The sequence below is a fragment of the Chthoniobacter sp. genome (assembly GCF_040003245.1).
Lineage (GTDB): Bacteria > Verrucomicrobiota > Verrucomicrobiia > Chthoniobacterales > Chthoniobacteraceae > Chthoniobacter.
On sequence record NZ_JBDUCX010000081.1, the window covers coordinates 1 to 25,243 of the forward strand.

Consider the following 25,243-nt stretch of genomic DNA (forward strand, 5'->3'; position numbering starts at 1 on the left):
GGCTTCGGGTCGAACGTCTCGTAATGCGACGGCCCGCCATCCATCCAGATCATGATGCAATTGACGTTCTTGGCGGCTTTCGGCGAACCGGGTGCGGCGGCGCTGGCGCGGGCGCGCAGGAGGTCGCAAAGGCCGAGGCCCAGCGTGCCGCCGAGACCGATCTGTAGAAAATCGCGGCGGGAGACTCCAGCGCAGTTGTGGCGAATGGGGGACATGTTGACGTTTCTGAGTTAACCGTATCCCGGGGGATTTGCTAGGCGGGAATTCGCTTGTCCTTGATCGGGGCCAAAACCTATCCTGTTGAGGATGAACTTCTCCCCCCTGAGAACGTGGATGGATTGCCTGGCGGTGCTTGCCGGGTTCACGCTGGCCGGTTCCGTGGCGATGGCCCAGGAGCCCGGCGGTGCGACGCCGAATACGAAAAACCTTTTGGTCAACGGCTCCTTTGAAAAAGGGACGGAAGGCTGGACCTTCGAGCCGCATGAGAAACGCGGGATCATGACGCTCGACGAAAACGAAAAGCACGGGGGCAAGCCCTCCGTGCGCATCGAAAACCCCGCGGATGAGGACTCTCATTTCAAGCAGAAGGTGACTGTGGAGCCGGAGACCCGCTACCGGCTCGAGGGCTACATCAAGACGAAGGATGTGAAAGCGGTGAAGCGCGATAGCAAAGGTGGCGCGACGCTGGACCTGGAAGGCACCTGGCAACACACGGTGGCGGTGAACAAGACGAAGTCGTGGACGAAGGTTTCGATCGACATCGTGACAGGAGCGCAAACCGAGGTCGAAGTGGGCGCCCGGTTGGGCTACTGGAGCGACGGGGTGATTGGCACCGCCTGGTTTGCCGACCTGTCACTGGTAAAAATTGGCAAGGCGCCGCCACGCCGCTAGTCGCGACGGAAGTTCTTGGGAGAGAGTTCGGCGCTTGCGCTGGTTCCGCATTTCCGCCTAGCCTGCGACCCATGGATAATCCTTCTGTTCCTCCTCAGAAAAAAGGTCTCGGTGCGCTGGCGTGGCTCGGCATCGGCTGCGGTGCGCTGATCGTCATCATCATTCTTGGCGTGGTGGGCGCCAGCGTGATCTTCGGCCCGAAACTCAAGCAATTCGCCGAGGATGCGCAGAAAAATCCGACGCGCACGGTGGCGACGACGATGGTGAGCGTGAGCATGGGCCAGTTCGAAATGGTCAAGGAGGACGACATCAACAAGCGCTACACGGTGAAGGAGAAGAGCACCGGCAAGTTGACGACCATTTATTGGGACGCCAAGACGAAGGCGCCGGTGACGATCCAGGGAGATTTTTCCGGGATTCCGGCGGACGCGAATCCCCCCAGCCAGCAACCTGAAGGCCAGCTCACGCCGAAATAGGCGGCGCTACCGCGGCAAAATCGGTTGCCGGTTTCTTTCGCGACACCGTAGTGTCCGCGGATGTTCTCCCGTTTCCGTATCGTTCCCGTTCTCCTTGGTCTCCTCGCGCTGATCCCCACGGCCCGCGCGGCCGACGCCGACTTTCCACTCGCTCCCGCGGAGGAAGTCCACGCGCGGGGTGGGTTGCCGAACTTCCTCAAAAAGGCGAATACGCCCGGGGCGGAGATCAAGATCGCTTACTTCGGCGGGAGCATCACCGCGCAGGCCGGGTGGCGGCCGAAGACGCTGGCGTATTTCCAAAAGACCTACCCGGCCGCGAAGTTTAGCGAGATCAATGCGGCGATCGGCGGCACGGGGTCGGACCTGGGGGTGTTTCGTTTGAAGCAAGATGTGCTCGATAAGAAGCCCGACGTGATGTTCGTCGAGTTCGCCACGAATGATGGGGGCGCGTCGCCGGAGCAGATCTTCCGCTGCATGGAAGGGATCGTGCGGCAGACGTGGCGGGCGCTGCCGGATTGCGATATTTGCTTCGTCTACACGCTCACCGAAGCGGCCATCGGGCCGATGCTCGAAGGCAAGTATCCACGCTCGGCCAGCGCCATGGAAAAGATCGCGGAGCACTATGGCATTCCGTCGATTCACATGGGGATGGAAGTGGCGAAGCTGGCCAAGGAGGGCAAGCTCATCTGGAAAGGGCCGCTGCCGAAGACCGATGTGGAAAAGGCGGCGGTGGGGGACAAATTCGTCTTCGCGCCGGATAGCGTGCATCCGCACCCGGAGACCGGACACGAGCTTTATCTGCAAGCGATCGTGCGCTCGCTCGAGCCGATCAAGGCGGCCTCCAAGAATCAGGCGTCGCATGTCTTGCCGGCGCCGTTCATCGCCACGAATTACGAAAACGCCAAGCTGGTGCTGCTGACCAAGGACACGGTCACACTTTCCGCCGGCTTCACCTTGTTGGACCCGCACACCGATGCTTTCGGCAAGCGCTGGGCGGAGCGCATGACCACGCTGCACAAGGCGACCAAGCCGGGTGAGACGTTGACCTTCAAATTCAAGGGGACGCGCGCGGCGATCTACGACTTGGTGGGACCCGATTGCGGGCAGGCCATCGTCACCCTCGACAATCAGCCGCCGAGGATTGTCCCGCGTTTCGATGCCTATTGCACGTACCACCGCCTGGCGACGCTGATGATCGGCACCGACCTGCCCGATACCATCCATACGGTGAAGATCGAGATTTCTCCCGATCAACCGGACAAGGTGGCCATCCTGGCGAAGAACAAGAACGTCATGGACAAGCCGGAGCGCTTCGACGGGACGGCGATTTATCCCGGGGCGATTCTGCTCGTGGGTGACGTAGTGAAGTAAGAAACCGCAGAGACGCAGAGACCGCAGAGGGAAGAAGGAAAGAATTTTTGACCACGGATGACACGGATGGGCACGGATTTCCGAAGCGGTGCGTCACTCTCTATTCATGCGTCTTATCCGTGTCATCCGTGGTCCATCTTTTCGCGTTTCCTCTGCGGTCTCTGCGCCTCTGCGTTTTAAGCCTCCAACCTTCCACCCACCGCGGTCACCCCGCTAGGGCTTCGGCTTGGCGGGGGCGGGTTCCTTGATGCGGGCGGCTTCGCCGTCGGCGAGGGAATCGGGTGGGTCGAGGACCACGGCGTCCTGGGGCGTGAGGCCGCTGAGGACTTCCAGGGTATTGCCGAAATCATGACCGATCTCGATGGGCACGAGCACGACATGTCCCTCGCGGACGACGCCCGCGCGCAGGCCTTCTGCGCGGAAGAGGAGGGTATTCGCCGGAATGGTGACCGCCCCGGGGGTGCCGGGGATTTTCAAGTGCACGGTGGCGTAGCCGCCGGGGAACAGACGTCCCGACGGATTTTGCACATCGGCCTCGACGTTCAAGGTGTGGGAGAGGGGATCGAGTGCGGCGGAATCGCGGATGAGCGTGCCGGTGAATTTCTCGCCGGGGAAGGCATCGAAGGTGATCATCGCCTCTTCGTCGTGCTTGACGGTGGAGGCGTAAACCTCCGGGACGGAAAAGTAGATGCGCAGGATGTGATTGTCGGCGAGGTGGAAAAGCTCCTTGGCGTTGGAAGAATCGCCACTGGACTGGATGAGCGCGCCGACATCGGTGTTGCGGACGGTGATGACGCCGTCAAAGGGCGCGACGACCTTTTCGAAGGCCATCAATTGTTCCAATCGCTGGACATTGGCCCGGCCGGCATCGACGAGCGCCTGTTTACCGGCCAGGTCGGTGATGGCCTGGTCCTTCTCCTGGCCGGAGATCGTCTTCGTCTTGAAGAGGTCCTCCGCGCGGGTCGCGTTGATCTGCGAGAGACTGAGATTGGCCTGGGCGTTTTTGAGGTCGGCCCGGGTCTGTTCGAGTTGCCGATCGACCTCCGGAGTCTCGATTTCGGCGAGCAGGTCGCCTTGCTTCACGTGGGCGCCGATGTCCACCTTCCAGCTCTTGAGATAGCCATTCGTCCGCGCGTAGATGGCGGTGTCCGTGAAGGCCTGGGCGCTGCCGGGCAGCGAGATTTCGCCGGAGGAAAGGGTGGCGGAAGGATGGACGATGTTGAACGTCACGACGGAGCCTTCCGTGGTGGCGCGCCGGAGCTCGGCGTCCGACCTCCAGCGCGACAAGAGTGAGAGGGCGATGGCGCCAGCCAGCACGCCGGCGACCGCGATGGCGCCGACCACGAGCGGCGATTTCCTCTTCGCCGTGGAGTCGATGAGAGGGGCGGTAGGGCCGGTGGGTTTGGAGTGAGGATTCTCGGATGGAGGCATCGGGGAGATGTCGGCAAGTTGAGACATAGGAAGTATCAGGCACGCACCGGAACCCGGCGATAAAGAAGACTAAAGACAGCGGGCACGAAGATGAGCGTGGCCACGGTGGCGCAGAGCAGGCCGCCGATCACGGCGCGGCCGAGCGGCGCATTTTGCTCGCCGCCTTCGCCGAGACCGAGCGCCATGGGCACCATGCCGATCATCATCGCGAGGGCGGTCATGATCACGGGCCGGAAACGCGTGGTCCCCGCTTCGAGCGCCGCCGCGACGGCGTCGCCGGTTTCCTGGAAACGTTCCTTGGCAAAGGAGATGACGAGGATGCTATTCGCCGTCGCGACTCCCATGCACATGATCGCACCCATGAGCGCAGGCACGCTGATGGTGGTATGGGTGAAGAGCAGGGCGAGGATGATGCCGGCCAGCGCCGCAGGCAGAGCGGTGATGATGATCAGCGGATCGAGCCAGGACTGGAAATTGATGACGATGAGCATGTAGAGGAGCAGGATCGCGAAGCCGAGGCCGGCCAGCAGCCCAAAATAGGAATCGCGCATCGTCTGCACCTGGCCGCGCATGGTGATGAACGCGCCCCGCGGCAGCGTCTTCCGGGTCTGCTCCACGATCCGCTCCACGTCCCGGCTGACCGCCCCCAGGTCGCGATCCTGCACGGTGCCGTAGACGTCGATGACGGGGCGAATGTTGTATTGTGAGACGACCTGCATTTCGTGGGAGCGATGAATACTGGCGAGGTCGCCGAGGATCTCCGGGCCGTGGCCGGTGGCGGAGAGGATCGGGATGTTTTGCAGGTCGCCGAGCGATTGCATCCGGTACTGCGGCACCTGCGCGACGAGGTTGTAATTCACGCCGTTCTTTTGGTTCAGGTAAAACATCGGCGTCACCTGCATGCTGCCGCTCAAGGTGTTGAGGACCACGCTGGCGATGTTCTGCTGTGTGAACCCGCTCTGCAGCGCCTTGGCCCGGTTCACGGCGATGTCGAGCGTGGGGAAATCCATCGGCTGTTGCACCCGCAGATCGGTGAGGCCCGGGATCTTGCGCAACTCCGCCAGCATCTTGGTGGCGATCTCGTGATTGGCGGGGATGTCGCCATCGGAGCCTTCGATCTGGATGTCCATCGGGGCGGGAATGCCGAAGTTCAGGATTTGCGTCACGATGTCCGCGGGCAGGGCGTAGAAGGTCGTGCCGGGATAGTCTTGGGCGAGCCGCTGACGCAAGGTGCGCAGGTAATCGGCGGTCGGGTGATGATCGTGGCGCAGCGAGATCAGGATGTCGGCGTCGTTGGATCCCATGGCGCCGGATGTCATGTGCATCGTGTTCATGGGACTGTAGGGCAGGCCGATGTTATCGAGAATGTTCGCCACTTCGCCGGGTGGAATCACCTTGCGAATGGTGCCTTCCACCAGGTCGCAAAGGCGCGCCATTTCCTCGATGCGCAGGCCGGTGCTGCCGCGCACGTGGAGGAGAATTTCGCCGCTGTCCGCGCCAGGAAAGAAGTCTTCGCCGAGCCACGGGATAAGCAGGCCGAAGGAGACGCAGATGACGAGAAAAGCGGGCACGAAAATCCGGCGGGCGTTGACCAGGTAATGGAGGACCGTGCTGTAAATCCCGCGCAGGCGCTCGAAGCCGTGCTCGAACTTGAGCTGCAGCCGCCCGAGGAATCCGGTGCCCGGTTGGTCGTGCTCGTGGGCTTTGAGCAGATACATCGCCAGGGTGGGGACGAGCGTGCGGGACAGGAGATACGAGGCGAGCATCGCGAAGACCACGGCCTCCGCCAGTGGCACGAAGAGATACCGCGCCACACCGCCCAACATGAACATGGGGAGAAAGACGATGCAGATGCAAAGCGTGGCGACAAAGGCGGGCACGGCGATTTGCTGCGCGCCATCGAGGATCGCCGTCCGCAGGTCTTTGCCCATGGCCAGGTTGCGATGGATGTTTTCGACCTCGACCGTGGCGTCATCGACGAGAATGCCCACGGCCAGCGCGAGGCCGCCGAGAGTCATGATATTGATCGTCTCGTGCAACAGGCTGAGGATGATGACCGAGCTGAGGATGGAGAGGGGAATGGAGGTGGCGATGATGACCGTGCTGCGCCAACTGCCGAGGAAGAGCAGGATCATGAGGCCGGTAAGCGCGGCGGCGATGACCGCTTCGCGCACGACCGAGCCGATGGCGCCGCGGACGAAGACCGATTGGTCCGAGAGCAGCGTCATCTTCAACTCCGGCGGCACGATGGCGGAAATGCGCGGGAGCATGGCGCGCACGCCGGCGACGACATCGAGCGTGGAGGCGCGGCCATTCTTGAGCACGCTGACGAGCACACTGCGATGCCCATCCTGCCGGACGATATTGGTCTGCACGGCGAAGCCATCGCTGACCACGGCGACGTCGCGGACGAAGAGCGTGGTCGGGCCGATTTGCTTGATCGGGATTTCGCTGATTTCCGCGAGGCTGCGCGCGGCGGCATTGGTGCGCACGTCGTATTCGCGCGTGCCGATTTTGACGGTGCCGGTGGGGACGACGAGGTTCTGCGCGTTCACCGCGTTGAGCACATCCGTGGCAGAGACGCCCTTTTCCTGCATGAGCCGCTGATCCATGTTGATCATGATCTGGCGCTGCTTGCCGCCGTACGGATTGGGCACCACGGCACCCGGGACGGTGATGAGTTGCGGCCGGATGTCGCGCTGGGAGGAGTCGTTCAACTGCTGCTCGGACAAGCCTTCCCCGGAAAGGCCGACCTGGAGCACGGGCACGCTGGAGGCGCTGAAATTGATGATTTCGGGAGGCAGTGTCCCCGGCGGCAGCGAACGCAGCATGAACTCCGAGGCCGCGCCGACCTGGGCATTGGCGGTATCCAGGCTGGAGTTGGGCTGGAGGAAGATCTTCACCACGGAGGTGCCGCTGTAGCTTGTCGACTCGATGTGCTGGATGTTGTCGACCAGCGCGGTGAGCGCTTTTTCGTACGGGGTCGTCAGGCGGCCTTCGAGTTCCTCCGCATTGAGGCCGGAGTATTGCCAGGCGACCGAGATCACGGGGATATCGATGCTCGGAAAAATATCCGTGGGCGTCCGGGAGATCATCACGGGGCTGATGATGAAAATCAGCAGCGCGAGAACGATGAAAGTGTAAGGCCGGTTAAGAGCGAGTCTTACGATCCACATCTAGGGCACGAGGTCATGGGCTGCCTACACTTTACCCCGAGGCGAGGCGGCGCAAGGAAAATGACGTACACGTATTATATCCGCATCCGCCAGGGTTCCCGGTGTTCACGCTTGCGGGAAAGGATACGCCCAAGTCAAATGGCCCCCCTTGCGGACGGTATTTTCTGCAATTTAATTTATGCGTATCTCCCGACGCCATTTTATCCAAGCCACAGGCCTGACGCTGATCCAGCACTCTATTCCAGCGATCGCCGCCGAGGGGCCATTGATCGAGTCGATCGAAAAGGTCGTCCTGCCCAAGCCGGAGGTGAAGGGCGGGACATGGTTTCATCCGCGCGCCTGCATGGCGGGGAAGAAAGTATTCATGACCCTCCAGCCGATCATGGGCTCTGACTATTTCGGACCTGTGCACTGGACGACTTCGGAAGATCTCGGCCAGACGTGGAGCGAATTCCAGCCCGCGCCGCCGCTGGGTTGGGAACCCCAAGGCGAGGGTAACGAAGGAGTGTGCGATGTGACTCCGGAGTATCACCCGAAGACGGGCAGCGTGCTCGCGCTCGGGCAAAATGTCTTTTACAAGACCGCCGGGTTCAAGAGCGATCAGCCGCCGCGCCGACCGATGTATGCCGTGTGGAAAGATGGAGTGTGGGGACCGCGGCAAAAGCTCGTGTGGGACGATCCGCGCGGCAGCCAGATCTATACGAACAACTGCGGGCAGCGGGTGATGATGCCGAATGGCGAGGTGATGATGAGCTTCACTTTCGGGGTGAAAGACCAGCCGCGCGCGGTCTGCGGCGTGCGCTGCTCGTTCGATGGGCAGCGACTGCTGGTGCAGGAAACCGGGCCGGAGCTCACCAATCCCAAGGGCCGCGGTCTGCTCGAGCCGTCGCTGACGCATTTCCAGAGTCGCTTTTACCTCACGATCCGCGCGGAGGACGAGCATGGCTACGTGGCGGTGAGCGAGGACGGCCTTCACTATGAACCGAAGCAGGCCTGGGCGTGGGACGACGGCGAGCCCCTCGCGATGTCCACCACGCAACAGCATTGGCTCACCCATTCCGATGGCCTCTTTCTCGTCTACACGCGCAAGGACGCGACCAATCTCAAGGTTATGCGCTGGCGTGCACCCCTGTGGGTGGCGCAAGTCGACCCGAAGAGCCTGCGGTTGATCCGCGCCACGGAGCGCGTCGTGCTGCCGCTCATTGGCGACGGCGTCCACCAGGCGGAACTCGTCCCCATGATGGGTAATTTTGGCATCGCCAACATTAGCGCGGGCGAATCGTGGGTGACCGATGGCTCGTGGTGCCCGAAAGCGGGCAACAGCGGCGAGTTGCAACTCGCGCGCATCAAGTGGAGCAAACCGAATCGCCTGCGGGCGTAAGCGCTGAAGCGAGCAATATTCCGCCTCGACCGCGGGGGCATGAGCGTGTATCTGAATGCTGCGGAATCCGATCGATTCCGCAAGCCCCCAAATGAACGTCATCAACGCCTTCGGGAAACAACCCAAATCATGGATGTTGGCGGAGACGTTGGTTTATCTGGGTGGTGTGGTCGTCCTCGATCTCCACACGACGTGGCAGTTCAGCATGTTCGTGTTTTACAGCACCCCGGTTTTTTTCATCGCGCTGCATTTCCCCCGGCGCATGGCTCTCGGCTTTGCCATCTTTGTCGGGGTGGTCGCCATGCTCGCGAACCTCGACAGCCTCCCGCGACGCAGCATGGGGAGCTTCGCTTGGGCGGGCGTGAATCGCACGATCGCCTATCTTTTCGTCGCCGGGTGCGCGATCTCCGTCCGGAATGTCCGCGAGGAAATGCGCCAGCGCATGCGGGTCCTCGAGCACTCCCAGGAACTCGAGCGGGAGATCATCCGGGCTGGTGAACGCGAGCAGATGCGGATTGGCCAGGATTTGCACGATGGCGTGTGCCAGACCCTGGCGGCACTCGATTGTGCGGCGCAGTGCCTGAAGTTGGACCTCGAAAATGCCGGTTCGCCGCAGGCCAAGCTCGCCGCGGATATTCAAAAGGGTCTCTCCGCGGCGACACTCGAGGCGCGCAACCTGGCGCGCGGGATTTATCCCGTCTCGATCAAGGGCGACGGCTTGGGTCTTGCCCTGCGCGAACTGGTGATGACGACGAAAACGCTCACCCACGCGCCCATCGGCTTCGAAAGCGACGACGACATCGCGGTGCGCGACTCGGAAGTGGCCATGCACCTTTACCGGATCACGCAGGAGGCGCTGAGCAACGCGATGCGGCACGCCAATGCCACGCGGGTCGACGTTCGAGTGACCCGGGAGAATCAACTTCTGAAAATCAGCGTGGCAGATGATGGTTGTGGCTCGGCGATCCCGGCGCGGCCCGATGGAATTGGTTGGCGCACCATGCGTTATCGCGCCAAATTGATCGGCGCGGAAATCAAGATGGAAACCGAAGCCGCAGGTGGCACGACGGTGCGCTGTTCGATTCCCTATTCCGTCTGATTGGAATAGGTCGGCTCGTGGCGCGGGTGACGGAAATCTCTTTGTCCGAATATCACCTCGAAGTGCGGTTACATCGGTGTGAAATCCATTCTCCCCGCTTTCCTGCTTCTGGCGCTCGGTATCTTTTCCGGAGGGGTGGAACGCAAGTCCGCGGCGAGCCGGGCCAGCCGCGCGAACGGGCTTACGTGCAGCTTTGCCAGGATCGTCACATGCGCAGCGGACGCTGGAAGCTGACGGATGACCGCAAACTCTTCGACATGAGCGACGCTCACTTTGTCGAAAAGCCCGTCGCGGCAGGGACGGATACGGAGGCTAGCAAAGCCGCGCGCGCCCGTCTGGCCGCGGTGCTCAAGGAACTGAACCCGGGGGGAGGCAAGGGAGATGCGCTGGGGGAAAAGCTGAACGGTGTCGGGGAGTGACAGTGCGCAGGCACGAGCGCTGGAGGACCGAGACAGCGCTCGCTAATGATTGAAGACGAACTCGGCGGAGTTAAGGAGGGACCAGAGGACGTCTTCGATGGCGGAGCGTCGCGTCGCGCCTTCGGTAGTGAAGGGGGCGGTGGCAATTTTAAGTTCGTCATCGCCGGGGAGGCGTGAGTAACAGGCGAGGTAGAGATCGGTGACGATTTCTGGTGGCGTGAGCGGACTGTCGGTGAGGCGTTGGGTGCGTGCGGTGGTGGCGGTGCTCGCCAGCTTTTCCTGGAGCAGGCGCGAGTTCATGAGGTGCAGCGCCTGCACGATGCTGGGCTTCGCGTCGCGTTCGCAGGGGCAATCGCTGCTCGAGTTGGGCCGGCTGAAGGCGTCCATCGTGGGTGACTCGATCTTGTAACTCCACGCCTGCATGGCGCGACTGTCGGGCGGCATGCCGGGATAGTCGCTGGGCACGCCGGTGATATCAGCGAGGGCATCGGCGAGCACTTCCGCCGGCAGGCGGCGGCGGTAGGAGCGCGAATAGTTGCGGGTATCCGCCTTGTTGAATTCATTGGGCGCCGCGCTGAGCTGGTAGAGGTGCGAGCGGAGGATGGTGCGCATCAAGCCTTTCAAGTTGAATTTTTCGCGGATCAACTCCTGCGCGAGGGCATCGAGCAATGCGGGATTCGCGGGCGGATTGGAAATGCGGAAGTCATCGACAGGATCGACGATGCCTTTGCCAAAGAACGCGGACCAGAGGCGGTTGGAGACCGCCTTGGCGAAGAACGGATTCTTCGGGTCGGTCATCCAGTCGGCGAGGGCCTGGCGCGGATTTTCACTTTGCGCGACCTTGAACCCTTCGCCATCCGGCGGGCGCGGCTCCATCAGTTCACCGGTGACGGGATGCTTCACCGTCTTGCCCGGCTCGAAATAGAATGTTTCGTTGCCGGCGGAGATCGGTGCGGAGATGCCGGCGCCTTTTTGCCGGATCGAGCCGAAGAAGGCAGCCATGCGATAGAAGTCGTCCTGGCCCCACTTTTCGTTGGGGTGATGGTGGCACTTCGCGCAGTCCAGCCGGACGCCGAGGAAGAGTTCGCTGAACATGGTGGTGGCATCCACGGGCTCGCGTCGGTCGCGAAAAATCACCGCCGGGCCGAAGCGGTGCGTGTTGCCCTCGGTGGTGACGATGGTGCGCACGAATTGATCGTAGGGCATGTTGGCGCGGAAACATTCGCGCAGCCATTGGTCGAGGAGATAGGTGCTCTTGATGCCGACGCGGTCGGAATTGGGCCGCAGCAGATCGGCCCACTTGTTCGCCCAGAAATCGGCGTAAAGAGGATCGGCGAGCAGGCGGTCGATGAGCTTGTCGCGCTTGGCGGGATCGGTGTCGGCGAGGAAGGCGCGTGCGTCCTCCGCGCTGGGCAGCGCACCGATGGTATCGAGCGAGGCACGCCGCAGGAACTCGGCATCGGTGCATGTGTCGGAAGGAAACAGGCCGAGGCGCTTGAACTGTGCGTAGGCGAGTTCGTCGATGAAGTTGTTGACCGGCAGGCTGGCGTATTGGCTCTCGGGCAGGAGGTGGTCGGCGGCGACTTCGATCTGCGAGTCACCGACCAGACCCATGAAGCGCGCGATGACCACGCTCTGCCCGCTCACTTTGCCGATGGTGACTGCGCCGTCGTCGGTGACGCGGACGATGTCCTTGTCGTTCGAGGAGAAGCCGGCCAGCGCGGTGACATCGCGCGTCGAGCCATCGGAATAGCGCGCCTGCACGCGCAATTGCTGCGTGTCGCCCTTTCGGTAAAGATGCGTGGCGGGCTCCACGGCGAGACTCTGGAGCGTGGGCTCACCCTCGGCGCGGAAGGCCATGCCGCTGCGAATCCATTGCTCGATCGTGCGATAGGCGTCGGAGTCCTTCGTGAAGCGCTCACCACCCTCGTGTGGCACTGTGTCGGTGGCCTTGAGCAGCAGCAGGCTCTCGGCGGGTGAGGCCGGGAAGAGGCGGCGGCCGCGCGAGTCCTGGGTGATGTTGCGATAGTCAGCCTTGGGATCGAAGGAAAAGACGGTGAGCTTGAAACCGTTCTGGCCATCTGGCTTTGCGTGGCAGGCGCCCGCGTTGCAGCCGGCTTTGCTCAGCACCGGGAGCACGTCGCGGATGAAGCCGGGTGCGGGATCGGAAGGAGCAGCTGGCGCTTCGTTGACCGCGAGTTTCTTGACGATCTTGCCGTCCTTGTCCCACGCGAAGAGCTGTCCCTCATGCGAGCCGGCGAAGATGCGCTCGCCATTCGCAGCGACAGCCACGCAGTGGAGCGCTTCTTCCGCGGAAGCCAGTTTCTTTTCCTTGGCAGATGCTTCCGTGCTCGCCGCTCCAGTCAGCGCCTTGAGTTCCGTGTAGCGGTCCGCGGAGCCGTCGGCACTGACAGCGATGACCGCCGGGCCGACGGGAGACCAGGTCACGGCATTCACCGGCGTCGTATGTGTGCCGAGCGACATGATGCGCTCATGCGTTTTCACGTCCCAGACCTTGAGCTGGAAATCAGCGCCCCCGGAGGCGAGTTGGGTGGCATTGGCATCGAACGCGAGGGTGAGCACTTGCGCGACATGACCTTCGAGTTTCGCAATCTCCTGGTGTGTCTCGAGGTTCCACAGCTTCACCAGTTTGTCGCCCCCGGCGGTGGCGAGGAGCTTGCCGTCGCCGCTGACGGCGAGATCGAAGATGGTGTCCGCATGAGCCGTCCAGGAGGCCGTGATCGCGCCGGTGCTGGTGTCTGCGATGCGTACGGTACCGAGTTCCGCGGCGCGGCCGTCGGCGATGACGAGTTGGTTTCCATCCGGCAGAAAACGCAACGCGGCGATGCGGTCGGTGAGGTCAGCGGTGATTTCGCGTTCTTTCGTCAGCGAATCCGCGCTCCAGATGACGACTCGACGGAAGGCGCCGGTGGCGAGCCGCTTTCCATCCGGGCTCCACGCGATGGATTGGACGGGATCGGGATGGGCGCTGGCTCGCGTGATGACATTGAGGTTGGTGCCCGAGACGTCGTAGAGCACGACTTCGTGGCCGCAACCGACGGCGAGGCGGGTGGAGTCGGGCGAGAGCGCGAGCGCCAGGATGGGATGAAACGATGCGGCTGGCTGCGTGACGGCCACGGAACGTGGTGCGGACGGCTGGCGCACCAGTGCCGCAGCGTCCCACTTGGCACCGTCGTGCACCCAGCCCTTCAATAAAGCGATTTGTGGCGCGGAGAGCTGTTTCTTCGGCGGCATGTGCGGATCGGCATCCGCGGCGAGGGCGTCGAGCAGAGCACTCTTGTCGGGTGCATTGAGATCGAGCGCGGGGCCGTTGTCGCCGCCCTTGAGGAGCGTCTCGCGGGAGGTCATCACGAGACCGCCTTTTTTCTTTTGATCGTTGTGGCAGGAGAAGCAGTTGCTCTTCAGCAAGCGCATGGCTTCGGGCGTGGCGGTGTCGGCGGCAGGGGCCGACTGGACCAACAGGGCCAGCAAACCCAGCGAAGTGATTTGAATCAGGCGGCCCGTTCTCATTTGCGGGCGTAAACTTGCTTGCCGTCCATATAAGTCGCCAGCACCTCGATGTTGCGAATGTCATTCTCAGGGCAGGTGAGGATGTCACGATCGAGCACGATGAAATCGGCGCGCTTGCCGGCTTCCAGCGAGCCCACTTTGTTTTCGTCGAAGAGCAGCCACGCATTGTTGCGCGTGTAGAAGCGGATGGCTTCCTCGCGAGTGAGCGCTTCTTCGGGGTGCAACTGGCCTTCGAACCATTTGGCCCGTCGCGTGATGGCCGTCGCCATGCCAAGGAAGGGGTTGTAGGGATTGATGGCGCGCAGCGACCCGATCTTTTGCATGTGATCCGAACCGCCGCCCACAATCACGCCGGCGGCAAACAAACTGTGCAGTGGCTGAAACCAGCGCAGCCGCGCATTGCCGAATTGCGCGGAGAGCGTGCGTGTGTCGAGATAGAGCCACGCTGGCTGGATGTCCATGACCACACCGAGGCGCGCCGCCTGGTCGATCGCTGCGCGGCTCTGGAAATTGGCGTGGGTGATGCACGGGCGCGTCTGGCGGATGGGCATCTCTTTCCCCACCGTTTCATAGGCATCGAGCAAGGTGTGCACCGCGCCGTCACCCACGGAATGCGCGGTGAACTGCAGGTTGCTTTCCACAGCCGTGCGCACCATCGGGACGAGGCGCTCCGGCGGAACGAAGAGCACGCCGCGATAGGTGGGATCGGTGATCGCGTAGATTTTGCTCTCGCCCCACGGGTCGCGCATATAAGCGCTGCCGGTGAGCATCCCGCCATCGAGATAGATCTTCGTGCCGACGATGCGCACGAGTCCGCTCTTGTCCTTGAACAGCGGATGCGCGGCGACGGCGCGGATGCGTTTCTGCACTTCCTCGATGGGGCCGCCTGTGCTGACCCCGTGGGAGATGGAGACGCGCAAAGTCAACTCACCGCGGTCGCGCAAAGTCGTGTAGAGACTGATGGCGGCGGCGCTCGAGTCGCGGTCGGCGATGCTGGTGAGGCCGACGGAATTGTAATCGTGAAAGAGCAGGGAAAGCCGTTGGAGGCGGTCGGCGGGCGAGGGGACCGTATCCACCGGCTTCACTTTCACGTAGCGGGTGCAATTGCGCAGGATGCCGGTGGGCTCCCCGGTGACGGGGTCCATCTCGGCGAAGCCCGCGCTGCCGTCGGTGATCTTGAAGTTGCGGTCGATGCCGCTGAGCGAGAGCGCCAGCGAATTGAGCGAAGCGTCGGGACCGGTGCGATAGAGCACGGGATGCTTCGGGGCGGCCTGATCGAGTTCTGCGCGGGTCGGGTAGCGTTGTTCGCGCAGGCGCGTGATGAAAACCTGGCTGAGCACGATCCATTCGCCTGCGGGCTGCGCTTGCGCGCGCGCCTTCACGTATTCGAGCACGTCGGCCACCGTTTCGAAATCTGGAATCGAGTGCTCGAGTTCGGTCATTGCCGCGCCGGTGGGATGCGTGTGCGAGTCGATCAAACCCGGCAGCACCGTCTTGCCGCCGAGATCGATCACACGCGTCTCGGCGGTCTTTGTCTTGAGTATATCGTCGTTGCTCCCGAGGGCGACGATGCGGCCCTCGTGCATGGCCATCGCTTCCTGGATGGAGAAGCGATCATCGACCGAGACGATCTTGCCGTGATGCACGATGAGGTCGGGCGCATCCGCGGCGCGCAAGGTCAGCGCCACCACGGTGAATGCCAGGTGAAGGAAGCGCGTCTTCATCTGGCAGGCAGCCAGTCGAGGCTGATGCGGCGGATGCGCAGGCGATTGAGGGGACCGACTTTCGCGTCGCCGGCGCAATAGGCGAGCAGCACGGCATCGTCGACGAAGTAAATCGCCGTGTAGCAATACCAACTGGCGGGATCCTCCTCGATGAGTTTCGCGTTCGGCCACGACTGGCCGCCGTCGCTGGAAACCGCCACGGCGAGCGGCGTGCGCCGCTTGATCGGGAAGGGAAACCGGCCCGAGTGATCGTTGTAAACCGCGAGCAAGCTGGCTGAGCCCGGCAGGCGTTTAATGCTCGCCGGGGAGGTCGGTGATTTCATTTCCGTCGGCGCCGGCGCCGACCAGTTTTTCCCAGCGTCCGTCGAGGTGAAGCCGTATTGCGCGCCTTGGTCGGTGCGGGCCCAACTGAAAAGCTTGCCATCGGCCAGCTCCACCAGGCCGGGTTCCTGCAAGCCGCTGCCACTACGCACCGGAATCGTCCACCAGCTCGGGGATTCCTGCCACGTTTGTCCTTCGTCGTCTGAATAGTACCACATGGCGATGGCGCGCGGGTCGAAGGACTTGCTGCTCTGCGGATCGGCGAGGTGCGAGCGATGAAACGCGACCGGCACTACGAGGCGTCCGGTGCTGAGTTGCACCACGCGGTCGTTGTTCAGCACGAAGTACCCGGGCGCGGCGACGATGAGCTTCGGTTCCGACCACGTGGCTGTTTCATCGGTCGAAAAGCGCACGTATGGCCGGCAATCGAGCCAGCTATTCTTGAGGACGTAGAAGAAGGCGAGTTTGCCGCTGGCCAGCCGGAGCAGCGAGACGCTCATCACGTTGTTGCCCGCGGTGTTTTCGAGGACGACTTGCGGCGCGCTCCACGTGCGACCGGCGTCGTCCGAGTGAATGGCCACGATGCGTGCCGGGCTTCCATCCTCCGCGCCGCCGTAGAATTGGGAGTAGTAGAAAAGCACGCGTCCCGACTTGAGCCGCACGAAGGAGCCTTCCGAGTTGCGCGGGTTTTCCTTCGTTGGCTCGATGTTGAGCACGACTTGGTTCTCTTCCGCACACGCGCGCGGGCTGCACGCCGCGAAGCAGAGGAGGAGCGCCGCGAGTAGCAGGAGGGGGAATCGAATCACGGAAGCGGTGGCACCCAGGGTCAGGCGAGCAGCTCGTTGACGATGCGCGCGTCCTGTCCGTCCACGAGAGAGGCATTGGTGCCGTTGCGCTTGTAGACGAGCTTGGTGTGGTCGAGGCCGAAGTTGTGCAGCAATGTGGCGTGAAAGTCGTAATGGTGGACGATGTCCTTCACCGCGTGATGGCTCCATTCGTCGGTCTCGCCGTGCACGTAGCCGCCCTTGAAGCCGCCGCCGGCGACCCAATGGGAGAAGCCGAAGGTATTGTGATCGCGGCCCCACTTGGCGCGGCCCGCATCGTTCTGCAAGACGGGCAGGCGCCCCATTTCGCCGCCCCATTGCACGACCGTGCTGTCGAGTAGTCCGCGCTGCTTGAGGTCCTGGATGAGCGCCGCGGACGGCTGATCGACGGCCGCGCAATTTTTCGGCAACGCGGAAATGAGCGCGCTGTGCTGGTCCCACGACTGGCCGGAATTGAGCACCTGCACGTAGCGCACGCCGCGCTCCACGAGCCGCCGGGCGATGATGCAACGCGTGGCGTAATCCTTCGTCTCAGGCTTGTCGACGCCGTAGAGCTTTTTGATGTGCTCGGGCTCGTTGGTGATATCGAGCGCTTCCTTCGCAGCGGTCTGCATTTTCGCCGCGAGCTCGTAGCTGGAGATGCGCGCTTGCAGATCGAGTTCGCCCGGATGCTCGGTGAGGTGCGCTTCGTTGAAAGACTTGAGCAGGGCCAGTTGCCGATCCTGCGGCTTGCCCGCGAACTCCGCGGGCGGGTCCAGATTCAGGATGTGCGGTTCGGTGGGCCGAATGAGCGTGCCCTGGTAGAGCGCGGGCAACCAGCCATTCGTGTAGTGTTCGCCTTGGAAAGTGGGAAGGCCGCCGGGATGCGCCAGCACCATGTACGCGGGCAGTTCCTGCGTTTCACTGCCGAGTCCATACGTTAGCCACGAGCCGACCGTCGGTCGCCCGCCGCTGATGCGCCCATTATTGATCGCGAAGAGCCCCTGCTGGTGATTGCTCACGCCCGATTGCATGGAGCGGATAAGCGTGATGTCATCCACCACTTCCGAGAGGTACGGGAGCAGTTCGCTCAACTCCATGCCGCACTGCCCGCGCGGCGCGAACTTCCAGGGCGAACCCAGCACCTTGGCCGAGGCCTGCGCGAGGTTGTCGTACTTGATTTCCCCGGGGAACTTCTGCCCGTCATACTTCGTGAGCATCGGCTTCGGGTCGAAGAGATCCATCTGCGACGGCCCGCCCATCATGAAGAGAGAGATCATGGCCTTCGCCTTGGGCTGGAAATTCGGCTTCTTCGGCAGCAGATCGTAGCGAATCGTGCCATCGACATTCGGTTTCACCGGCGAGGCGAGGAGGTTATCCTGCTTAAGCAGCCACGCGAGCGCGAGCGAGCCGAGGCCAAAGCCGTTCGCGTGCAGGAAATGACGGCGGGAGCAAAGGTGATTGGGTAGCATGGGGAAGTAACTAGTAATTAGTTCTTGGTAATCAGTGCTCGGTGCTCAGTAATATCAGTCCTATTCGATGTAGAGGAAACGATTCGAACTATAGAGCACCTGGCAAAGGCTCGCCAGCGCTTCGAGTTGAGGGTCGGCCGGTGGCTCGGCCTTGGGATCCTTGGCCGGCGGGAGGCCGCCTTGATAAGCACGCACGGCTTCCGTTTGCTCGGCCAGGTAGGCGAGGCTGCGAAGCAGGTCGGTCTCCTGCGGATCGCGCCCGTAGAGGATTCGCCACGCCCGGACGATCTGGCCGCGCGCGTCGCCGGGCTCTTCCTTGCGCAGGCGCAAGGCCAGCGTGTGCGCCACATCGAGCACGAAGTTGTCATTCATCAGCAGCAGCGACTGCGGTGCCACAGTCGTGCTATTGCGCGCTTCGCAGTTGGGCGACATCGTCGGCTCGTCAAACGTATCGAGAACCGTCAGCGGCGCCTTGCGGCGCACCTGTACAAAGATCGAGCGACGGAAGTCTTCCGGCCCGCGGCTGACCACCTTGATGACATCGCGATTGGCGTTGAGTTGCTCCTGCCCCACGACGATGCGGCCGCCGGGATCGCGCGCGATGCCCACCGGTTCGCCGAAGGCCTGGGGATTGAGCGTGCCAGCGGCGGCCAGCATGGAGTCGCGCAGCGTCTCCGCCTCGAGGCGCTGGAGTTTGAAGCGAGCCAGGAACCGGTTTTCCGCATCGGCCTTGAGCGACGATTCATTGGTGGAAGATTGGCGATACACCGTGCTCAGCACCATGAGCCGGTGGAGGGGCTTGAGCTTCCAGCCGCCGTCCATGAATTCGCTGGCCAGCCAGTCAAGCAACTCGGGATGCGTGGGTCGCTCGCCGAGGGCGCCAAATTCGCTGGGCGTATTCACGATGCCGCGCCCGAAGTGATCCAGCCAGAAGCGATTCACCAGCACGCGGGCCACGAGCGGATGCTGGCCGCTGACCAGCCATTGCGCATAGGCGAGGCGGCGCCCGGTGGAGCCCGAGGGCACTTCCGCCGGCTGGAAGGGCTCGATCTGCGGCTGGGCGAGCACGGTGAGCTCACCGGGACCGAGCACTTGCTTCGGCTGATCGTGATCGCCGCGATGGAAGAGGTGCGTCTCCGGGACGTGCCCTTTAACTTCGGTGAGCGCCATCACCTTGCCTTCGGGCGGCTTCGTCGCGCGCAGCGTCGTGGCCTCGGCGGCTTTGTCCGTCACTTTTTTCTGCAGGCCCGCGTCGTAGAGATCGAGCGAGTAGGTCGCGAGTGCGTTCGGGTACTTTTTGATCAGCGCCTTCTGCTCCGCGGTGCGGTCTTTGACCGCCGCCGCCCGCGCCGCGCGATACGGCTCGCGCTCCTCTTCCGGGAGCTTCACGATTTCCTTCTCGAAGATCTCATCGAGGAATTTTTTGCTCATCGCCTGCGCTTCGGCATCGATGACCCGGGCCTGCTTCTCGATCTCGTCGGCCTTGGCCTGTTCCTCCGGCGTATAGAGCGAATAGAGGCGCGCACTGGGCGGACGCCACGTCTGCCAGTCGAAGGCTGGCTCAAACACGGCGCGGAGCCGGTAGTAGTCCGACTGCAGGATCGGGTCGAAACGGTGGTCGTGGCACTGCGCGCAGCCCACGGTGAGCCCGAGCAGCGACGACGAGACGACCTTCAATTCCTCGGCGATGACTTGATTGCGCGCGAGCTTCACGTCGTCCACCGGATCGCCCGTACCATCGGGCGCCATGCGGAGAAATCCCGTGGCGATGAGGTCGTCACGTTTTGCGGGGTCGAGCACCACTTTCTGGAAATCGGTCTGCGTCGCCCCGGCGAGTTCGTCCCCGGCCAGTTGCTCGACGATGAAGTCGCGCCATGGTTTGTCCGCATTGTAGGCGCGGATCACGTAATCGCGATAACGCCACGCTTGGGGCCGCGGCGAATCCGCTTCCGAAAAGCCGTTCGAGTCCGCATAGCCGGCGATGTCCAGCCAGTGGCGTCCCCAGCACTCGCCGTAAGCCGGGGAGGCGAGCAGGCGATCGACCACCTTTTCGTAGGCATCGGGCGCGGTATCGGCGAGAAAGGCGGCGACTTCCTCCGGGGTCGGCGGCAGGCCAATGAGATCGAGGGTGACCCGGCGGATTAGCGTCCGTTTGTCCGCGTCGGGCGCGAAATCGAGCTTCTGCTGGCGCAGTTTAGCGAGAACGAAGGCATCGATCGGCGTGCGCACGCGGGTGGCATTTTCCAACTGCGGCACCGCCGGGTGGGGGATGGGCTTGAAGGACCAGAACTGCCGGTCCTCGTTGGTAATATATGCGCCGGGGGCCAGCGTTTCCGGTTCGGACCCCGCGGTCTTGGCGCCCTGCGTGATCCAGCGCTCGATGGTCACCAGTTCTTCCGGGGTGACCTTCTTGCCCTTCTTCGGCATCTCGCCCTCGCGGATCATCCGGACCATTTCGCTGTCGTCGGGCTTGCCCACCACGAGGATGTGATCGCCGTCCTCGGTGAGCCTATCCATGAAGCGCCGCAGCCGCAGGTCGACGCCGGCCTTGGGCTTCTCCTCTTCACCATGGCACTGCGTGCAGTGGGCCTTGAGGATGGGCCGGACGTCATGCTCGAAGGTCAGTTCGCGAGTCTCCGCGCGCAAGGAAGCCGGGGCGAGCAGGGCCACGGCCAGAGTAAATGAGAGTGAGAGAGGGGGAAGGCGAGTCACGGAATCACCCCGACAACCTAGCAGGGAACGACTTCCTTAGAAATGTTAAATGCAGGGATGAGCTTGGCTTCGGCGATGGAGAATCCGAGAGAGCGCTTCCGCGTTTGAATCGCGTCGTTCTCTCTGCTTTCCTCAGTCCCTTTATGAAGAAGGTCAACACGAAGGACATCGTCGAAATCACCTGGTTTTCGCCCAAGGGTAAATTCGCCGGCGCAGGCAAAGAGATCTCCGAGGAACTCGGGCGCAAGCCGCAGTCCATGGACTTGAACGAAAGGCACCCCTTCGATGTGGAGATCTGCCGCATTCCGCCCGGGCAGACCCCATACCCGTATCACTCCCACAGCGCACAGTGGGAATTCTATCACGTCATCTCGGGCAAAGGCGTCGTCCGGCACCAGGATGGGATCACGCCCATCGAAGAAGGGGACGCCTTTCTTTTCAAACCGGGCGAGCCGCATGTGATCACCAATAACGGCGCTCAGGACTTGCTGGTTTACGTCGTGGCGGACAATCCCATCGGCGAGTCCTGCCATTACCCCGACAGCGACAAATGGGTAGTGCGCTCACCGGAACGCCGGCTGATGCGTTCGGAGCCGCTCGACTACTACGACGGCGAGGAATAGCCGCCGGGTGACAACAGCGTCAATTCTAAGTAAAATCTCTGCTTGTCACCGGGCCTGCAAGCTGCTTTTATAGGTCGCCAATGAGCCTTCGACACGCGGGTAGAGTCTTGATCCTGTTGGCTTTGGCGCTGACCGCCCATGCGGAAAACAGCGTGCTGAGCCTGTCGCACTACGACGAGCGAACCTCCGACTTCGCATCCCTGCAACGCAGCGGCTTGGGCGCCATCATTCACGAGGCGACTTATCCCGCCTTCAGCTACGACGCGAAATACAGCTACCGGCAAAACGAAGCCATGAAGGCCGGCCTGCTCTGGGGTGCGTACCACTTCGGCAACGGGTCCGACGGTCGCAAACAGGCCGATCACTTCATCAACTTTGTCGGCGCCAAGTGGGCCTCGGGGCACAACCCCGCCCAGCCATCCGGCGTCCTGCTGGTGCTCGATGCCGAACAAAACACCCACTATCCGGGCGGCAATATGAACGTCGACCAGGCGATCCGCTTCATCGAGCGCGTGCACGACCGCACGGGTGTTTATCCCGGCCTTTATTCCAACGAAAATTGGCTCAAGCGTGTCTTCGGCAACCCGGCGATCAGTTCCAGTTCGCGAGACACGCTACGCAAGTGCTGGCTCTGGATTGCCAATTATCACAAGCCGCCCGCCTCCACGTCGCCTTGGGACCGGTGGACGTTGTGGCAGTATACCGGCGATGGCGTGTGCCAGCTTCCGCGTTCACGCTATCCCACGAACCTCTGCAGCATGCGCAAGGTGGAGCGCACCATCTTCAGCGGCGACCGTGCCTCCATGCGCCGCTTCTGGGCCGATCACGCCTGGCTCCCGGAGAAGGAACTGGTCGCCAAGGAGTAGAGCGGCGGCCAGAGATACGCCACCGGCTTTTTCCATTACGCCTCCGGCGTCCGGAAGGATGGCCAGCGCGGACTGTCGTCAAGCACTCGAAGGGCGGCCTTTTGGCCGGCGTCCGAGGAAGAAGTAGGCCACTGCCCCGATAAAAGGTCCAAAAAAGATAATCGCTGCCCAGACCCCTTTCATGGCGGAGTTCAGTGCGGGATTCGTCAGTGCATCGATCAGCATCCAGAGGCTGAACAGCGTGAGCAGCAGCGCGATGATGAGGCCAGTGATCCCCAGCCCGAGGAAGGTGCCGGCGGCCGCGGTGGTATCATCGGCGAGGAAAATAAGTGGGTTCATGTCATGTTACTCCTTGAGGCGCCGCATCAAGGCGGCTTCGGTTAAATCTGCCCGCTCCTTGAGAGCCTTGTCGCCGTCACGAATCTTCTGGAACAGCGCGTGATAGTAGGCGATCGCCGCGTCGCGGGCCGCTGTACCCGTTGCGGCATCGAATTCCGTCTTGAGACGCTGAATCGCCGGGTCGGCTTTGGCCGCATCTTTCGCCGCTTCGTAGCGCCGATCCTCCTCGTCCAATTTCAGGGTTTCGAGATCCTGGCTGCGATCGACCGCTTTTAGCGATCGTGGAGAGTGTTTCTCCCTCGATGGGTGCTTGTGCGCCCGGTGAATCGTGCTGCCGTCGGCCGCCGGGACCAGCGCGAAAACCAGAAACACAGGCAAGATCATCCAGCGCGGGTTCATACCCGTATTACGTTCCTGGCTCTGGCCTTGCGTGTCACCGAACTCCTGATTCCCGACAATTTCCCCGGCGACGAATTTGATTGCCGCGCGCGGCCCGCCGGATTTCAGTTTCGATTGTGAGCCGACTGATCGGCACCGGGGTTGAATTGTCGTGGCGAGAGCGCGGCAAGTCTCGCGGTTGCGGAACGGCTGGCCATCGACAATGATTGTTTTCCATGGAGCGGTTTGTCGTGCTGCTCCGGGATGCACGCAGCCTTAACGGAGACACCCCATGCCCGACTTTATCCGCAAACTGTTTTCGTCCGATGGGTTCATGCCGCACGGACATTGTTATTTGTGGACGCCCGGGGTCGTCTGGCTGCACGTCGTTTCCGATACCCTGATCGCGCTGGCTTACTATTCGATCCCCCTCACGCTGGCGTGGTTTGTCCGCCGCCGGAAAGACATCGATTTCCGCTGGATGTTCGTCTGCTTTGCCGTGTTCATCCTCGCCTGTGGCACGACGCACTTGATGGAGATCTGGAATGTCTGGCATGGCAATTACTGGCTTTCCGGCATGGTCAAGGCGTTGACGGCGGCGGCTTCGGTGCCGACGGCCATCCTGCTCACCCGCCTCATGCCGCAGGCGCTGGCCCTGCCCAGCCCGTCGACCCTCGCCCGGCTGAACGTCCAGTTGGAAGAAGAGGTCCAGATGCGCCGCCGGGCCCAGGACGAACTGTACAAGCTCAATTCCCAACTCGAACACCGGGTCGCCGAGCGTACGGCGGAGCTGAATGCCGCCAACGCCAACCTGCAACGCCAGATCGCCGAGCGGAAGCGGGCCGAGGAAGAAGTGAAGCGGCTGAATGCCGAACTGGAAGCGCGCGTGAGCCAGCGCACCGTCCAGCTCGAGGCGGCGAACCGGGAGCTGGAGGCGTTTTCCTACTCCGTGTCGCACGATCTGCGCGCCCCGTTGCGGGCCGTGGATGGGTTTTCCGAGGCCGTGCTGGCGGATTGTGGGACCATGTTGCCGGAAAAGGGGCAGCGCCATTTGCAGCGCATTCGTGCCGGAGCGCAGCGGATGGGTGCGCTGATCGACGATTTGCTGACCTTTTCGCGCCTCAGCCGGCTGCCGCTGGCCAAGCGGCCGGTGGACATGACGAAGCTGGTCCGGGAGACCATCGATGAACTCGCTCCGCAGCAGGAAGGGCGGCAGGTCGAGCTGCTTTGTGGAGACCTACCCATGGGTCATGGAGATCCGGCGCTGGTGAAACAGATCTGGATCAACCTCCTCTCCAACGCACTTAAATACACCCGTAAACGCGAAATCGCTCGTATCGACATCGGATGCAAAACCGAACAGCATGAGCAGGTCTATTTTGTGCGCGACAATGGGACGGGCTTCGATATGCGTTACGCGGACAAGTTGTTCGGAGTATTCCAGCGGCTGCATCGGGCTGAGGAGTACGAAGGCACCGGTGTCGGCCTGGCCATCGTCCAGCGGATCGTCCATCGTCATGGCGGCCGCATCTGGGTGGAGGCCCAGGAGAATCAAGGTGCCACTTTCTATTTTACCCTCGAAGAAGAACAACCATCATGAGTGAATCGAATGCCGTTGAAATCCTGCTGGTGGAGGACAATCCGGATGACCTGGAGCTGGCCTTGCGGGCCCTGGAGAAAGCCAAGATCACCAATCGCATCGAGGTGGCGCGCGATGGCGTGGAGGCGCTGGACTTTATTTTTTGCGAGGGGCCGCATGTCGGGCGCAAGTTCGAGGACAAACCCCGGGTCATCCTGCTCGATTTGAAGCTGCCGAAGATCGACGGCCTGGAAGTGCTCAAGCGGCTCAAGGCCGATCCCCGCACGCAGATGATCCCGGTGGTGATGCTCACCTCCTCCCGCGAGCAAAGGGATCTGGTCCAGAGCTATCGGCTGGGCGCGAACAGTTACATCGTCAAGCCGGTGGCCTTTGAAGGCTTCGTCAACGCCGTGCAGGACCTCGGGATGTACTGGCTGCTGCTCAACCAGCCGCCGGGGCAATAGATATCCGGCCAGATATGCGCGGAGGCGGATTTCTGGGGAGCGCTCGTCCGCTTGCCCGATCTCCGGCGGCCTTTTCCAATGGCGGCCAAGGCGGTGTTTTAAAAAACTCGCACCTTAAATCGCCTTAAGGGGGCTTAACCCGGATATTTCATCCTTTCTGCAAAAAGTTAGCGAAGTCCCCGCGGTA

The 25,243-nt window shown here is 62.3% G+C and carries 19 protein-coding genes and 1 pseudogene; 10 read left to right on the top strand and 10 right to left on the bottom strand.

Features of this window, described 5'->3' with window-relative positions; all coding sequences use genetic code 11:
* Positions 1-215: pseudogene (locus tag ABJF10_RS13055) on the bottom strand (DUF1501 domain-containing protein); the annotation flags it as partial.
* 91 nt (positions 216-306) lie between these two features.
* On the opposite strand from ABJF10_RS13055, the gene ABJF10_RS13060 reads away from it, so the two are divergent.
* The 3 genes from ABJF10_RS13060 to ABJF10_RS13070 all read left to right on the top strand — a co-directional run bounded on the left by ABJF10_RS13060 (position 307) and on the right by ABJF10_RS13070 (position 2,738).
* Positions 307-891: a carbohydrate binding domain-containing protein gene (locus tag ABJF10_RS13060; RefSeq protein WP_348545019.1), complete on the top strand. Its 585-nt coding sequence runs from the start codon at positions 307-309 to the stop codon at positions 889-891.
* A 71-nt stretch (positions 892-962) separates the two neighbouring features.
* Complete coding sequence (locus ABJF10_RS13065) at positions 963-1,367, top strand: hypothetical protein (protein WP_348545020.1); 405 nt, start codon at positions 963-965, stop codon at positions 1,365-1,367.
* A 60-nt stretch (positions 1,368-1,427) separates the two neighbouring features.
* Positions 1,428-2,738 carry an SGNH/GDSL hydrolase family protein gene (locus tag ABJF10_RS13070; RefSeq protein ID WP_348545021.1) on the top strand — a complete coding sequence of 437 codons (1,311 nt, stop codon included), beginning with the start codon at positions 1,428-1,430 and terminating at the stop codon, positions 2,736-2,738.
* Positions 2,739-2,951: 213 nt separating this feature from the next.
* Here ABJF10_RS13070 and ABJF10_RS13075 read toward each other — a convergent pair whose 3' ends face one another.
* Together ABJF10_RS13075 and ABJF10_RS13080 are read right to left on the bottom strand one after the other, a co-directional pair.
* On the bottom strand, positions 2,952-4,196 hold the full coding sequence (locus tag ABJF10_RS13075) for an efflux RND transporter periplasmic adaptor subunit (RefSeq protein ID WP_348545022.1): 1,245 nt from the start codon (positions 4,194-4,196) through the stop codon (positions 2,952-2,954).
* A gap of 8 nt (positions 4,197-4,204) precedes the next feature.
* Entirely contained in the window at positions 4,205-7,345 is a 3,141-nt protein-coding gene (locus tag ABJF10_RS13080; protein ID WP_348545023.1) for an efflux RND transporter permease subunit, read from the bottom strand.
* Between the two features lie 178 nt (positions 7,346-7,523).
* Here ABJF10_RS13080 and ABJF10_RS13085 point away from each other — a divergent pair, with 178 nt between their 5' ends.
* From ABJF10_RS13085 to ABJF10_RS13095, 3 genes are all read left to right on the top strand, one after another.
* Complete coding sequence (locus tag ABJF10_RS13085) at positions 7,524-8,726, top strand: sialidase family protein (protein WP_348545024.1); 1,203 nt, start codon at positions 7,524-7,526, stop codon at positions 8,724-8,726.
* Between the two features lie 91 nt (positions 8,727-8,817).
* Positions 8,818-9,825, top strand: a complete 1,008-nt coding sequence (locus ABJF10_RS13090; RefSeq protein WP_348545025.1) for a sensor histidine kinase — start codon at positions 8,818-8,820, stop codon at positions 9,823-9,825.
* Between the two features lie 209 nt (positions 9,826-10,034).
* The gene (locus tag ABJF10_RS13095) at positions 10,035-10,244 is read left to right on the top strand and encodes a hypothetical protein (protein WP_348545026.1); all 210 of its coding nucleotides are present in this window, start codon (positions 10,035-10,037) and stop codon (positions 10,242-10,244) included.
* Between the two features lie 42 nt (positions 10,245-10,286).
* Here the strand turns inward: ABJF10_RS13095 and ABJF10_RS13100 are convergent, their stop codons facing one another.
* Genes ABJF10_RS13100 through ABJF10_RS13120 form a run of 5 tightly spaced genes read right to left on the bottom strand, consistent with a single transcriptional unit; the run spans position 10,287 to position 20,765 of the window.
* The gene (locus ABJF10_RS13100) at positions 10,287-13,775 is read right to left on the bottom strand and encodes a DUF1553 domain-containing protein (RefSeq protein WP_348545027.1); all 3,489 of its coding nucleotides are present in this window, start codon (positions 13,773-13,775) and stop codon (positions 10,287-10,289) included.
* A complete protein-coding gene (locus ABJF10_RS13105) occupies positions 13,772-15,499 on the bottom strand; it encodes an amidohydrolase (protein ID WP_348545028.1) in 1,728 nt (575 codons plus the stop codon). Before ABJF10_RS13105 ends, ABJF10_RS13100 begins: the two co-directional genes overlap by 4 nt.
* Positions 15,496-16,626, bottom strand: coding sequence for a sialidase family protein (locus ABJF10_RS13110; RefSeq protein WP_348545029.1), 1,131 nt, complete (start codon positions 16,624-16,626; stop codon positions 15,496-15,498). The genes ABJF10_RS13105 and ABJF10_RS13110 overlap by 4 nt, the downstream gene beginning before the upstream one ends.
* Positions 16,627-16,646: 20 nt before the next feature.
* On the bottom strand, positions 16,647-18,095 hold the full coding sequence (locus ABJF10_RS13115) for a DUF1501 domain-containing protein (protein WP_348545030.1): 1,449 nt from the start codon (positions 18,093-18,095) through the stop codon (positions 16,647-16,649).
* A gap of 60 nt (positions 18,096-18,155) precedes the next feature.
* Positions 18,156-20,765, bottom strand: coding sequence for a PSD1 and planctomycete cytochrome C domain-containing protein (locus ABJF10_RS13120; protein ID WP_348545031.1), 2,610 nt, complete (start codon positions 20,763-20,765; stop codon positions 18,156-18,158).
* A gap of 185 nt (positions 20,766-20,950) precedes the next feature.
* Between ABJF10_RS13120 and ABJF10_RS13125 the strand changes: the two genes are divergently transcribed.
* Complete coding sequence (locus ABJF10_RS13125; protein WP_348545032.1) at positions 20,951-21,430, top strand: cupin domain-containing protein; 480 nt, start codon at positions 20,951-20,953, stop codon at positions 21,428-21,430.
* Positions 21,431-21,510: 80 nt separating this feature from the next.
* Complete coding sequence (locus tag ABJF10_RS13130; protein ID WP_348545033.1) at positions 21,511-22,296, top strand: glycoside hydrolase family 25 protein; 786 nt, start codon at positions 21,511-21,513, stop codon at positions 22,294-22,296.
* Positions 22,297-22,374: 78 nt separating this feature from the next.
* On the opposite strand, the gene ABJF10_RS13135 is transcribed toward ABJF10_RS13130, so the two are convergent.
* Positions 22,375-22,635 carry a PLDc N-terminal domain-containing protein gene (locus ABJF10_RS13135; RefSeq protein WP_348545034.1) on the bottom strand — a complete coding sequence of 87 codons (261 nt, stop codon included), beginning with the start codon at positions 22,633-22,635 and terminating at the stop codon, positions 22,375-22,377.
* A gap of 6 nt (positions 22,636-22,641) precedes the next feature.
* Positions 22,642-23,283 (bottom strand): hypothetical protein, encoded by a 642-nt coding sequence (locus ABJF10_RS13140; RefSeq protein WP_348545035.1) that lies wholly within the window; start codon positions 23,281-23,283, stop codon positions 22,642-22,644.
* 22 nt (positions 23,284-23,305) lie between these two features.
* Between ABJF10_RS13140 and ABJF10_RS13145 the strand changes: the two genes are divergently transcribed.
* Complete coding sequence (locus tag ABJF10_RS13145) at positions 23,306-24,613, top strand: ATP-binding protein (protein WP_348545036.1); 1,308 nt, start codon at positions 23,306-23,308, stop codon at positions 24,611-24,613.
* Positions 24,610-25,056: a response regulator gene (locus ABJF10_RS13150; RefSeq protein WP_348545037.1), complete on the top strand. Its 447-nt coding sequence runs from the start codon at positions 24,610-24,612 to the stop codon at positions 25,054-25,056. Before ABJF10_RS13145 ends, ABJF10_RS13150 begins: the two co-directional genes overlap by 4 nt.
* The last annotated feature ends 187 nt before the right edge of the window (positions 25,057-25,243 follow it).